This is a genomic window from Verrucosispora sp. NA02020 (genome assembly GCF_013364215.1).
Lineage (GTDB): Bacteria > Actinomycetota > Actinomycetes > Mycobacteriales > Micromonosporaceae > Micromonospora.
This window is the reverse complement of record NZ_CP054923.1, coordinates 4,456,966-4,469,879: the sequence shown is the minus strand read 5'-3', so window position 1 is coordinate 4,469,879 and position 12,914 is coordinate 4,456,966. Positions and strand designations below refer to the sequence as shown.

General features: G+C 67.6%; 9 protein-coding genes. 4 read left to right on the top strand and 5 right to left on the bottom strand.

The window, feature by feature from the left end; translation table 11 throughout:
- Positions 1 to 59 precede the first annotated feature (59 nt).
- Positions 60 to 1,001 carry an ABC transporter ATP-binding protein gene (locus tag HUT12_RS19430; protein WP_176094285.1) on the top strand — a complete coding sequence of 314 codons (942 nt, stop codon included), beginning with the start codon at positions 60 to 62 and terminating at the stop codon, positions 999 to 1,001.
- Positions 998 to 2,623, top strand: coding sequence for an ABC transporter permease (locus HUT12_RS19425; protein ID WP_176094284.1), 1,626 nt, complete (start codon positions 998 to 1,000; stop codon positions 2,621 to 2,623). Before HUT12_RS19430 ends, HUT12_RS19425 begins: the two co-directional genes overlap by 4 nt.
- Positions 2,624 to 2,725: 102 nt before the next feature.
- Here the strand turns inward: HUT12_RS19425 and HUT12_RS19420 are convergent, their stop codons facing one another.
- The 3 genes from HUT12_RS19420 to HUT12_RS19415 form a co-directional block, all read right to left on the bottom strand.
- Positions 2,726 to 3,898, bottom strand: a complete 1,173-nt coding sequence (locus tag HUT12_RS19420; protein ID WP_303393516.1) for a helix-turn-helix domain-containing protein — start codon at positions 3,896 to 3,898, stop codon at positions 2,726 to 2,728.
- Positions 3,899 to 3,923: 25 nt separating this feature from the next.
- Positions 3,924 to 4,088 (bottom strand): hypothetical protein, encoded by a 165-nt coding sequence (locus HUT12_RS32890; protein ID WP_223884292.1) that lies wholly within the window; start codon positions 4,086 to 4,088, stop codon positions 3,924 to 3,926.
- Between the two features lie 129 nt (positions 4,089 to 4,217).
- Positions 4,218 to 5,429, bottom strand: a complete 1,212-nt coding sequence (locus HUT12_RS19415; RefSeq protein ID WP_176095866.1) for a helix-turn-helix domain-containing protein — start codon at positions 5,427 to 5,429, stop codon at positions 4,218 to 4,220.
- A 212-nt stretch (positions 5,430 to 5,641) separates the two neighbouring features.
- On the opposite strand from HUT12_RS19415, the gene HUT12_RS19410 reads away from it, so the two are divergent.
- Positions 5,642 to 6,004, top strand: coding sequence for a hypothetical protein (locus HUT12_RS19410; RefSeq protein ID WP_176094282.1), 363 nt, complete (start codon positions 5,642 to 5,644; stop codon positions 6,002 to 6,004).
- Positions 6,001 to 7,158 carry a caspase family protein gene (locus tag HUT12_RS19405; RefSeq protein WP_176094281.1) on the top strand — a complete coding sequence of 386 codons (1,158 nt, stop codon included), beginning with the start codon at positions 6,001 to 6,003 and terminating at the stop codon, positions 7,156 to 7,158. The genes HUT12_RS19410 and HUT12_RS19405 overlap by 4 nt, the downstream gene beginning before the upstream one ends.
- Here HUT12_RS19405 and HUT12_RS19400 read toward each other — a convergent pair.
- Positions 7,146 to 9,812: a site-specific DNA-methyltransferase gene (locus HUT12_RS19400; protein ID WP_217706026.1), complete on the bottom strand. Its 2,667-nt coding sequence runs from the start codon at positions 9,810 to 9,812 to the stop codon at positions 7,146 to 7,148. The genes HUT12_RS19405 and HUT12_RS19400 overlap by 13 nt on opposite strands.
- A gap of 35 nt (positions 9,813 to 9,847) precedes the next feature.
- The gene (locus HUT12_RS19395; RefSeq protein WP_176094279.1) at positions 9,848 to 12,910 is read right to left on the bottom strand and encodes a BPTD_3080 family restriction endonuclease; all 3,063 of its coding nucleotides are present in this window, start codon (positions 12,908 to 12,910) and stop codon (positions 9,848 to 9,850) included.
- Positions 12,911 to 12,914 lie beyond the last annotated feature (4 nt).

Below are 12,914 nucleotides of genomic sequence, written 5' to 3'. Positions count from 1 at the left end.
ACTTACCATCGGTCAGTACAGTGAGGGGTGGTCGGCACACCGAGCGACAGGAGGCACCCATGTCCGTGATCTCGATCGAGAACCTCGTCAAGACCTTCGGCGGTGTACGTGCCCTGGACGGACTCGACCTGACGGTGGAACCGGGGGAGGTGCACGGCTTCCTGGGACCCAACGGCGCGGGCAAGTCCACCACCATCCGGATCGTTCTCGGCCTGCTGCGCCGCGACTCCGGACAGGTACGCGTCCTCGACGGCGACCCGTGGCGGGACGCGGTCGCGCTGCACCGGCGGCTGGCGTACGTACCCGGTGACGTCAACCTCTGGCCCAACCTCACCGGCGGGGAGGCGATCGACCTCTTCGGCGCGTTGCGCGGCGGTCTCGACGAACGCCGCCGCGACGAGCTGCTGCGACGCTTCGAACTGGACCCGACGAAGAAGTGCCGCACCTACTCCAAGGGCAACCGGCAGAAGGTCGCCATCGTCGCCGCCTTCGCCTCCGGCGTGGAGCTGTACGTCCTGGACGAACCCACGTCCGGTCTGGACCCGCTGATGGAGGCGGTGTTCCAGGAGGAGGTCCGCACGCTCACCCGGGCCGGAGCGAGCGTGCTGCTCTCCAGCCACGTGCTCGCCGAGGTGGAGGCGCTCTGCGACCGGGTCAGCATCATCCGGGACGGGCGCACCGTGGAGTCCGGCAGCCTCGCCGAGCTGCGCCACCTGGCGCGTACCACGGTGACCGTCGAGACCGCACGGCCGCTGACCGGGCTGGCGGAGCTGCCCGGCGTCCACGAGGTCCGTCCGGTCGACGGCCGGGTCAAGCTGGAAGTGGAGCCGGCGCACCTGGACACCCTCCTCGGCCACCTGGTCCGGTTCGAGGTCCGTGCCCTGACCAGCACGCCGCCCACGCTGGAGGAGCTGTTCCTGCGGCACTACGGCGGCAGCACCGACGCGGGACGGCAGGCCGGCGACGTCGAGCGGGAGACCACCGCCGGAGGTACCCGATGAGCGCCTTCACCGGGACCGGGCGACTCGCCCGCCTCGCGCTGCGTCGGGACCGGATCCGCCTGGCGGTCTGGGTCCTCGGCACCCCGCTGATCGGCTACGGGCTGGCCGAGAGCGTCGCCGGTCTCTACCCCGACGAGCAGACCCGCCTCGGGTACGCCGAGACCGCCCTGTCCAGTGTGGTCGCCCGTGCCTTCAACGGTCCGATCGCGAGCGCCGACCTCGGCGCGGTGGTGGTCGCCGAGACGTACCTCACCCTCACCCTGCTCGCCGCGCTGCTGAGCACGTTCGCCGTGGTCCGGCACACCCGGCAGAACGAGGAGACCGGGCGCGCCGAACTGCTCGGCGCCACCGTCGTCGGCCGGTACGCCCTGCTCACCGCCGCCCTGGTGGTGGTCGTCGGCGCGAACCTGGCCTCCGCCGTGCTGCTCGCCCTGGCCTTCGTCGGGGCCGGGCTGCCGGTCGTCGGTGCGGTGGCCGCCGCCGCCGCGATCGGCGGGGTCGGCGTCGCCTTCACCGGCCTCGCGGCCGTCACCGCCCAGCTCTCGGTCAGTTCCCGGGGCGCCAACGCGCTCGCCGCGGCCACCGTGGGCGTCGCGTTCCTGCTGCGCGCCGCCGGTGACGTGCTGGGCGAGCGCGGCAGCGACGGTACGCGGCTGGACAGCGCCTGGCCGACCTGGCTCTCGCCGTTGGGCTGGGGCACCCAGGTACGCGCCTTCGGCGCCGAACGATGGTGGGTGCTCGCACTGCCGGTGGCCCTGCTGGTGGCCGGTGTGGCGCTGGCCTACCTGCTGGCCGAGCGTCGGGACGTCGGCGCGGGTCTGCTGGCCGCGCGGCGTGGACCGGCCCGAGCGGGCTCGGGGCTGCTCGGACCGGTCGGCCTGACCTGGCGGTTGCAGCGCGGCGCACTGGCCGGCTGGGCGGTGGCGGTGGTGGTGCTCGGCCTCTCCATGGGGGTGGCCGGTCACGAGGTCGACGCGATGATCGCCGAGAACCCGGCGGCGGCCGACGTGATCGCCCAGCTCGGCGGCGGGGCGGAACTCGTCGACGCGTACCTGGCCGCGATCCTCGGCCTGTACGCGCTGACCATCGGCGCGTACGTCGTGCAGGCCCTGCTGCGGACCCGCAACGACGAGTCCGACGGCATCCTGGAGGCGTTGCTGGCCACGGCGGTGAGCCGGACCCGGTGGCTCGGCACGCAGGTGGGCGGCGCGGTGCTCGGCGCGGCGCTGCTGGTGCTGCTGGCCGGTCTCACCACCGGGCTCGGGTACGGCCTGGCGGCCGGTGACGCGGTCGGCTGGACGGTCGAGCTGGGCGGGGCGGCGCTGCTGCGGTTGCCCGCCCTGCTGGTGCTCGTCGGGGTGGTGACCGCCCTGTTCGGCGCGGTGCCCCGCTGGTCGGTGGCGTTGAGCTGGGCGGTGCTGATCGCCTTCCTGCTGCTCGGACAGTTGGGCGCGGTGCTGGAGCTGCCGCAGGCGGCGCTGAACCTGTCGCCCTTCACGCACGTGCCGTCGGTGCCCGCCGCCGACCTCAGGGTGCTGCCCCTGGTGGTGCTCACCGCCGTGGCGGCCGTGCTGCTGGCCGTCGGAGTGGGCGCGTTCCGGCGGCGCGACACCCCGGCCTGAGGTGTAAGGAGGGGCCCCCTGCTAACGCCTCGTGCATAGCAGGGGTCCCCTCCTTACACCGAACCCGCGCTAACCCGCCTCCGTCCGACAACAGCGGTGCCGTCATGTCGCCGGAACCCCAAGGGCGGCAGCGAGCTGGACGATCGTCGTCGGGGCGTGTGGGCTCCGGAGCACCTGGACAAGCAGGTCGCGGGCGGCGGGGCGGTGCCGGACCTCGGCGGGTGCGATGCTCTGGACTTGCCGCAGGGTCCGGGCGGCGTTCGTGGCATCGTGAGCGTGCAGGTGCGCGCGAGCAGCGTCGATCAGGTGTGCGGCGCGATGCTCGACAGGCAGCCACCGCCAGCCGAGGCATACGGTGGCCCTCTGATGCCAGGCCAGCGCCTCACCCGCATCGCCCAACTCCAGTGCCGCCAGAGTGCGCGCTGCGGCCACGGCGGTGGGTCCGAAGGCGGTGCGATGGTAGTCGTGGCCGTCGCCCACCTGGTCGGCCAGGTCGGCGGCCTCATCGAGCAGGTCGGCGGCACCACGCTCATTGCCGTCGCCGGCCGCCGCCAACGCGCCCTGCACAAGCAGCGTGCCGCACAGGGACAGGTACGCCGACGGGCTGCCGTCGAGGTCCGGCGGGGTGATCCGGTACGCGGTGGTCCGCATGGTCGACACCGCAGCGCCCGCCTGCCCGGTGGCGCGCAACACCGGCCCGAGCTGCACCGCCGCCGTCGCCACCAGCACCGCATCGCCGGTGGCGAGCGCCATCGCCCGGTCGGCGGCCAGCCAGGCAAGCTCGGTCTCACCGAGCTTCGTCAGCAGTGCCGAGCCGACCCGGTACGCCTCCACCAGCGGTACGCGCCCCGATCCCGGCTCGCAGGCGTAACCGCGCTGCGCCCCGGTGATCAGCCCGGGCAGCAGGTCGATCAACTGGGGGTATTGGGCATGCTGGTAGGTGTTCCAGGCGTAAGCCACGCCACCGGCCAGTTGATCCGCTGCCGGTACCTCACGCTCCGGCACCCGCCGGCCCGCCACGATGTCGTACGCGGACAGTGCCGCCCGGATCCGCTCCACACCGGCCGCCCGCTCGCTTACGGCAGCGGTGTGGACCTGGCGGCCCAGCAGCACCGACTGCTCGACTCGCAACACGGCGGCGATCTCCGCGATCGTGGACACCTTGTCCAGCGACCGCGCACCACGCTCGACCTTGTCGACCCAGCTCTTCGACTTGCCCATCCGGTCGGCGAACACCTGCTGCGACATGCGCCGCCGCCCTCGCCAGTAAGCCACCCGCCGACCGATCGGCAACAACTCGTCACCCACGCCGCCACCGCCGATCCGGTACCGCCCGGGTCGTCTCCTCGACCGGTACGCGCTCCGCCTCGGCCTGGGCGAGCACCCGCCGCTTCGCCGCTTCCCGTTCGTTCGCCTGGATCTGCTCGCCCCTACTCGGCGTGCCGCCATCGTTCTGGCCGCTCATTCCCGACTCCTTCGTCATCAGAGGCGGCAGCGGAAAGGTCCAGACAAGCCCATGCTGTCACCGCTCGATTACGCTAAGGAATCGAGCGTTCGAGTCTGGGTACGTGGTGTACCCGGTGACGGGGCGTACCTAAAGGTCAGCGGCACTCATTCGACGGGCGAGGTCAACCGCCTCGGCGCGGATCGACGCAGGTGATTCGTGGGACAGCCGGGTGATCAGATCCTGCGCTGCAGGCGAGTAGCGGACCGTCTCCGGTGACGTAGCCTCGGCACGCGTCAGCAGATGAAGGGTCGCTTCCTTCGCGCCCTCCAGATCGGCCGAACGTGCCAGTTCCACGTAATGCCGACCCCGACGCTCTGTCGACGGGATCGATGCCGGGTCGAGGGCGTGGGCGCGGCGTTGCGCCTCGTCCGGATCGCCGAGGTCTACTGCGCACATGACCGCGTACACGTCGACCAAGGGCCGCGACACGCGGGTCCGCAAGCCTACGAACCCCTCGGGCAGCGCCCGGTCGACGATCGACCGAGCGGTGTCCCAATCCGACCACGCGCCTTGGTCACCGATCCGAGAACGCGTCAGGGCTGCGCAAAGGTGCAGATCGGCGAGGACTTCCGCCCATTCGGGGCCGCCATCCGCTAGGCGTGGTTCGATAAGCCCGCGTGCTTCCCGAAGTCGCTCCAACGCTTCGTCTCCGCGACCGACCGCGCGTAGCAGGTGTGCGGCATACCAGGTCGCCTGTGCGATAGCGAGTGGGTCGTCCGCGTCCAGGGCGGCGTTCATTCCGCGATCAACGGTCAACCAGACCAGTTCACGGTCGCCATGCCACGCCAGATACGCCTGAGCGAGATGGTAAGACTGCGCGAGTAGGGCGAGGCTCGTGCGTCGATCATCGCCCGAATGCAACCGAGCCGCTCGCTGGGTGGCATTCAGCAGGCCGGGCAGGATTTCCCCTGCCGCCGTGCGCTGGTGTCGAGATGTGTGCCAGGTCTGCCATGCGGAATCGACCGCGCCTCGGAGATAGTCGGTGCTCTCCGGTTCGCCGTCGACGGCGAGGTGCCAGGCGGTCAACGCATGGCGGACCTCCGTTACTGCGGGATGGCTGGCCCGACCATCGAGAGACAGTGCCACGGACGGTCCGAAGAGATCACCGAGATCCCGAACCCCGAGGTGTGGTGCCATCTGCTGTGCGGCACGAAGGGTCAACGATCGACGTCCGTTCTCGATGAACTTCACCGTTGTCGCTGATAGTCCGCTCAAGTTGGCGAGGCGTTCACGGGAGAGCCCGGCGGCACGACGTAGCCGCTCGACACGCTGGCCCGGCTTTAGCTGCTGATCACTGATCACGAACCACACCTCATTACATGGGGTACATCGTGTACCTCACGGTACGCGCAGCTTCCGGAGCCGGGAAGAGTTAGGAGTTGATCAGTGCCCATGGATGGCGCGGACGCGCAAAAACCCTCACTTCCCAGTTGGTCGCTGTGTCGATGGTGGTGGAAGGTTGGTGTCGGGTGCTGGCTGACTTCCTCCGGCCATATTGGATAATGCACACCATGGCGTTGATCAAAGTGTCACTGCTCGACGGAAGACCAGGCGAACTGCACTCTCTGTTTGGTTGGCTCCAGCGCACCGACGAACTCCGTGGCAGGGTGCGGACGCTGTCTCGGCAGCCCGGTCCAGACGAGATGGGGGGCGCCATGGAGATCATCTCCGTTGCGCTCGGCAGTGGTGGAGCGGCTGCGGTGCTGGCAGGTGCGCTCAACACGTGGTTGCAATCGCGGCGTGCTCGGATCAGCGTGGAGTTCGTCGTCGAGGAGACGGGTGAAACTCTCCGTAAGGTCGAGATCGAGGCCGGCAACGCAGGCGCAGTCAAAGAGCTGTACGACACGCTCTCGGCAGACCGGAAGGTGTCATGAACGCGAGGCTTCCGGAGCGAGATGGATCGCGCGCCCTGCTGGTCGGGTCGTCCCGCTTCTCGCACGACGGCCTGCATGATCTTCCGGCAACCGTCAACAACGTGCAGTCGTTGGCTGATTCCCTCACCGATCCGGACTTGGGTGGCCTAGATCCGTCAGGCTGCCGGATGTTGATCGACCCGGCGACTCCGCAGGAGGTCGGGGATGCGATTGACGCCGTCGTCAACGAAGCGCTGGACACGATCGTGGTGTACTACTCAGGCCACGGCATGCTGAACCAGCGCGGTGAACTGTTTCTGGCCGTTGAATCCACCGACCCGGATCCGCGTCGGGTCCACTACTTCGGCGTCCCGATGAGTTGGCTCCGGTCCGCACTGGCCGACAGCCCTGCACGCAACCGGGTCCTGATCCTGGACTGCTGCTTCTCGGGCCACGCTACCGAGGCTATGTCGGGCACCGCCCCGGCGATCAGCGGGAACCTCGACATCCATGGGACCTACACTCTGGCGTCCGCGCCGGCACACGAGACCGCAGTTGCCCCTGTTGGTGCTCAGTTCACTGCTTTCACCGGCGAGTTGTTGCGTACGTTGCGGCAGGGCGTCACGGGTGGCGGCGCACTGCTGACGCTTGGCGACATCTACCTGGCGCTGACTCGGGCGCTGCCGGCGAGGGGCATGCCCCGCCCGCAGCGTCTCGGCACGGGCTTGGCCGACCACATCGCACTGACTCGCAACCCCGCCTATCGGTCAGCAACTCCGCCGGCTGCGGCGCCGCGTCCGGCCCCGGAACCGCGTCTCAGCTCTGCCACGAGTGGCGAACGGGTGGCGAACGAGCGCGATCCGAAGGTGGCCGCCGAGTTCCACGCAGCCATGCTCGATGGTTACCGCAGGGCCAAGAAGGAGTTGAACTACAACGCGGGCTACTTCCTACAGATGGTGCAGCAAGTAGGCGGGCTTGAGGCGGCCCGCCGGCTGATCAGGGCAAATTCGGTCTCCAGCGGCTTCACCACCCTGTGGGAGAAGGGCAGACTCGATCTCGCAGTCGAGGCGGTGGTGCTGCAAGACCGGTTCGCCGGGCTCTTCACCGACGAGGAACTCGACATCGCCCGGAATCGGTTGGCGGAGTACGGGTACTCGCCGGCTCAGACTTCGTAGACCTTCACCACCTCGTCGCCGTAGTGGTTGACCACCTTCACCGCGATCTTCCCTGACTTGGGTCGAGGGAACGGGCGCGAGTGGTGGCCGTAGAGGCTGGACCAGGCGGACTCGTCGATCTGCGCGCGTAGAGCCTTGCGTAGTCGGGAGTACGGGTCCAGCCCGTCCGGCTTGCCTTCGCTCCCGGCGAAGTAGATGTGCCGGACGAAGAACTCTTCCTCGTTGTAGTCGGTGTCGATCATCCACAGTGCGATGTCGCCGACGCCGTTGTCCGGCCGCAGTTCCCCGGTGGTGGGGTTGTAGACATCAACGCCACGGATCTCGACCACGAGCCCATCCGGCACCGGGTCGATGGCGATGTCCGGCTCGCCGAAAACCGTGAAGAGGTTGGCGGTCCCGGTCTTCTTGAGCAGCGTGTCGCCCATGGCCAGATCGGCGTTCATCCGCACGAGCAGGATGGGAAGTCGGCCGAGCTGCCGCTGCTCCGCCACCGTTGCGAAGTCGTCGCCTTCCGGAGCGAACTCGCCGGCTGCCTCGCTGGCCCGCCCGTCGAAGCCGAAGGCACACACCAGCAGCAGGTCAAAACCGACACCCTTGAGTGCCTCCCGCGCCGCGTACTTGACGAAGTCGGCGTCCACTGTGCCGTACTGAGGGCCGACGCTTACCGCGATCCGCGCCGACGTGCCCTCGTCGTCGTTGCGTCGCGCGGCCTCCGCGTGGACGAACTTGCCCGGATACGGATTCAGCGAGGCGAACTCCAGCCGCTCGTTACGCCAGCCGTTCTGTACACCTGCCTTGGTCAGGTTGTCCAGGATCGTCTTGACGTAGGCGTTGACATCGCCCCCTTCGGTCTGCTCCTCGCCGATCGAGAAGTTTGCCGACCGATGCGGTGACAGGCTCTCCACGGTGAACTTGCCCGCCACCCGGATGCGCTTCTTGTCCTCGTATGGCCGGTCGTAGAGCAGTTCGGTTTCGGCGTGCCGGGCGATCGCCGCGTCGATCTCCTTGCGGCTCATGCCCTCCTTGATGTCCGGGTTGTTGGCGATGGACTTGAGCGTCACGTGCGGGACACGCTCGTACACGAAGCCCTTGCGGATGTCATTGCCGGGCGGTGTAGGGGCCGCCTCGGTGCCGGACAGCTCGCGCTCCTTGGCCCGACCCTCAACAGAATCGGCGAGCAGGTAGGCGGGGTACTTCGCACCGACCAGCCGCTGCCGCGCGAGCGTGATCGCCACCCGCGAGGTGTCAATGGTGATCCACCGTCGCCCCCACTGCTCCGCCACGTATGCGGTGGTCCCTGAACCGCAGGTCGGGTCCAACACCAGGTCTCCCGGATCGGTGCACATCAACATGCATCGCTCGATGACCTTGGTGTTGGTCTGCACGACGTAGACCTTATCGTCGGTGAAATTCCCTGTTCCGGTGTCGGTCCACATATTGTTGACTGATTTCAGCGGGAAATCATCTGCGAACCTTACGTAGCGCAAGGAGTTCTTTGCGGAGTGGATCCGGCCGGCCCACTTCAGTCGATTCATTCCCTCCGGATAGTTTGCCTTCCAGTGGGACGTTGTCACGGGTCGATAGGTTTTACCCTGGTACTCGAATGGCTGATCCACGCCCGCAGGGTTCTGCGACTGAAGGTCACCCGGTGCGTACAGCCTAGCTCCAGTGGGGAGGGGCGCGCTTCCGGCGAGTTCAGCGGATGTCATGCTGCGGTAGCGGCCGTCTGGCAGCATCAACCATCGGTAGGAGCCGCCGGGGTTGCGATCCGCCTCCTGCCAAACACGGCGGACCTTCGCGTGATTCGTGGATCGGGCGTACCAAACTATGTAGTCGCCTGCCCTGGCTAGGGTGCTCGAATCGAATCCGCTTGTGGTAACGAAACTAATGAGCGAAACGAAGTTTTCGGGGCCGAAGACTTCGTCGAGGAGGCAGCGGACTAGGTGGACGTTTTCGTCGCCGATCTGGATGAAGACGCTGCCGGACTCGGTGAGCAGGTCCCGGGCGACGATCAGCCGGTCGCGTAGGTACGCCAGGTAGGAGTTGATGCCCAACTCCCAGGTGTCCCGGAACGCCTTGATCTGCTCAACCTCGCGGGTGACGTCCGCGAGGTTGCCGTCCTTGACGTCCCGCTTGCGGGCTGACATCTGCCAGTTGGAGCCGAACTTGATGCCGTACGGCGGGTCGATGTAGATCATCTGGACCTTACCGCGCAGCCGCTCCTTCTCGGCAAGCGACGCCATGACGCGCAGCGAGTCGCCGAGGATCATGCGGTTGGACCAGTTGGCCTCGTGCTGGTAATACTCGACCGACTGCCAGTTGTCCAGCCCGTCGAAGTCTGCGTAGTCGTCGGCGAAGAGACCGAGCTGTTCGTTCTCCCGGGGGCGGGACTTCTCGCTGGCCCTGCGCAACTCCTCGACCAGGGTGCGCGGGGCGACCTTCTCCTGGACGTAGATCGGCGGGGCCTCGACCACCAGGTCCTCGGCGTCCTGTTCCTCTTTGCCGATCCAGACGAGCTGCGGGTCCAGACTCGGATCGCGCTCCTTCTTGACCTGCTCGATCCGGGCGGCGTCAGGCGAGACGAACTCCTGGCCGTCCGCCGTCGGCAGATGCACCCGACGGTCCGTCGGGTGCGCGATCGCCTGCACCGGCACGTTGCTGACGGTGGGCTTGCGACTCCTCGGGGGCATCAGACCAACTCCTCGTCGGCGGGTGCGGCGTCGGTGAGCGCCGACGCGCCTTGCAGGGCGAACAGCGCATCGATGGCAGGTCGAAGGTCGCGTTTGGCGGTGGTCGGGTCACGAAGTTCGCAGAAGCTCCAGCGCCCGAACCGGCCGCTGTTGTTGACCGCCTGCACCCAGAGATTGCGGGCGGCCCATGCCTTCTGCGCGGCCTCGGACTGCGACTTGCGACCGCCCGACACCTCCACGATCAGGGTCCGGGTGATCTCATCGCCGGTACTGGCCAGCCTCACCAGGAAGTCCGGGTAGAACTTCCGGCTCCGCCCGGCGTGCTCGTACGGGATGAAGAAGTCGAGGTGGTCGTTGCGGACGTACGCGGCGACCTTGTCCTCCGGCAGCGACTCGATAGCCTGGGCGACGGCCCGCTCCCAGGCGTTTCCGTCCTTACCGTCGAGGGTCACGAGGTTGACCTGGCACCGTCGCGGGTCCGTCGGCCAGACCTCCCTGGTCGTTCGGAAGTCGACGCTCGAAGTGGTGCCGACCGGGTCGGCCGTCCGCAGCACCGGCAGCACCCACCGTTCCCGCCGGCCGCCCTGCCAGGTGATCGACTGCCAGACCTTCTCTACCGCCTCGGCCTCCCGAAGCAGGATCAGACCAACTGCCTGGTCGTCCCGGACGTCGACGCATCGACGGAGCCACTGTTGAGCGATCTCCAGCACCTGCGGGAAATACCACGGCCGCAGGTCGCCGTCTCCGGTGCGCAACTTGCGCCTCAGTACTTCACTGGCTAGTCGGTAGACGACGAACTGTCCACGGAGGCGCTTCAACCGTTCGAGATCGTGCACATCCTCCTCGCCGACCTGTCCCGCCACCATGGTCTTCGTCGGTAGGTCCTGTCGAGACAAGACCATCTTGAGGTCGGGATCTCTGAAATCGCCGACCAGCGGCGCGTCGGGTATCTCCAGGTGGTATCCGACCACCCGCGGGAAGGTGATCTCAAGCTTCGCCGCGTCGCGGTCCGGCTCGGCCCGCACATTGCGGACCGGCTTCATCGGCAGTTCCCGGCTCACCGCCACCGTGGGGATGAACTGGAACGGAACGCCGTAGACATCCGCATACTCGGGAGTGAACATGCCGTTCTCATCGGCGACGTATGAGCGTCGCCGCAGGCCCCGGCCGACCACCTGCTCGCAGAGCAGTTGCGTGCCGAAGGCCCGCACTCCCAGGATGTGGGTGACCGTGTTGGCGTCCCAGCCCTCCGTCAGCATGGAGACGCTGACGACACACCGCACCGGCTCACCGAGCTTTCCCGGTTTGCCGACGGTGTTCATCACCTCCCGCATCAGTTCCGCGTCGCCGATGTCGTCGGCGCTCCGGCCGGGGAAGCGCTCGGCGTACTCCTGTTTGAACTCCGCGATCTCTCGTGCTGCGGTACGGCGGAACTCCGGTGACAGGCTGCCGGACTCGAACTCCGCAGCGTCGACCAGGATCGTTTGTTGCCGGTGCAGCCACTGCCCGTCCGCCACATTGCTGAACAGGGGTAGCTGTCCGGCGGTCGGCAGCAGATGTCCGGCCTGCTCACGGTCGTAGCCGCCAATCCACTCATAGACGGCCTTCGAGATTGTCGTGTTGCTGCAGACGACGATGAAGACGGGTGGCGGTTGCCCGTGGGCGGCAGCCTCCGACTTCTCCCACGCCTCGAACGCTGACACGTAGGAGCCATAGAGACTGTGCAGGGCGGCGGTCAACGCGCCAGGCAGATCCGCTGCGGTGAAGTCCTGGTGGGATCGGCGTCCGCCCTTGGGCAGGGCGTCGCGGATCTCCTGCCAGAGATTCAGGTAGGTCACGCGGTTGGCGACCCGGTCGTCGTCGACCGGTACCCGGGGGATCTTGACGATGCCGGCCTCGATGGCGTCGATCAGCGAGAAGTCGCTGACCACCCAGGGAAAGAGCGTGCCCTCCCGGTAGCCGGATCCGGCCAGGAAGAAGGGGGTCGCAGAGAGGTCGTACACCCTCTTGATGCCGACCTTGGCGCGGACCGCTTCCAGGCCGCTGAACCATATGCGGGCCTCCTCGGCCCGGTCGGCGGCCTCTTTGCGCTCGTCGCCGCGCAGATCCTCGACGGTGTCGGCGTCCGGCTCTGGCTCACCGGCACGTCCCCGGTAGCAGTGGTGTGCCTCGTCGTTGAAGACAACGATCTCCGACGATCCGCCGAGTTCGCGCAGCACCCGGGTGACCATCTGGGCCGGGGTCTCCCGGAACGGGTCGGGTCGACCGGGTGCCACCAGTGCCTTGGTGTTTCCGGTCGCGTTGCGGCCGAAGCGGGTTTCGCGGAGCTGGAAGGCGTGGAAATTGGTGATCACCAGCTTTGCCTGGCCGAGGTCGTCGGCGAACTCGGCCGGCACCAGATCACGCTCGCGGTAGTAGTTGCCCGGATCCTCGGGCAGCAGGACCCGCAGCCGGTCGCGGATGGTGAGGCCGGGGGTCACCACGAGGAACCGTTTCGCGAAGGTCCTGTCGTACGGCGCATGGACCTTGTTGATCGTCTGCCACGCGATCAACATGGCCATCACCACGGTCTTGCCGGTGCCGGTCGCCATCTTGAGGGCGGCTCGTGGCAGACCGTTGTTGTGCTCAGCGTTGTGCGCGTCCAGATCGTTGTTGATCCAACTTCCCTGCCACTTGGTCGCTCCCTCGGCAAGGAAGATCGCCGTCTCGACCGCCTCACGCTGGCAGAACAGGATTTTGTTGTCCCGCTCCGGATCGCTCCAGTACTCCAGCAGGCGGCGGGTCACCGGGGTGACGTTCGGCCAGCCCGCCGTCCGCCACGCGTCGACCCGTTCCCGGACATCATTGACCTGCTTGTTGGGCTTGATGTCGTCTTCGGTGAAGACCTGCAACTCAAGCTGCTGTCCCCGCTTGCGAGGTCGCGGCACCGGGATGAAGAAGCTCGACGGCCGCCGCTGCTCCTCGACCCGGTCGGTGATGCCGTCCCGGTCGAAGGCGAAGTGGCGGGTGGGGCGGCCGTATGGCGAGTTGATGATCGGGTTGTCGATGACCCGGTCGCTCAACGCT

Bases quoted from the DNA above. Each gene is read 5' to 3' on its own strand.
- HUT12_RS19425 (WP_176094284.1), top strand. From the start codon at position 998: ATGAGCGCCTTCACCGGGACCGGGCGACTCGCCCGCCTCGCGCTGCGT.
- HUT12_RS19405 (WP_176094281.1), top strand. From the start codon at position 6,001: ATGAACGCGAGGCTTCCGGAGCGAGATGGATCGCGCGCCCTGCTGGTC.
- HUT12_RS32890 (WP_223884292.1), bottom strand. From the start codon at position 4,088: ATGAGCGGCCAGAACGATGGCGGCACGCCGAGTAGGGGCGAGCAGATC.
- HUT12_RS19430 (WP_176094285.1), top strand. From the start codon at position 60: ATGTCCGTGATCTCGATCGAGAACCTCGTCAAGACCTTCGGCGGTGTA.
- HUT12_RS19410 (WP_176094282.1), top strand. From the start codon at position 5,642: ATGGCGTTGATCAAAGTGTCACTGCTCGACGGAAGACCAGGCGAACTG.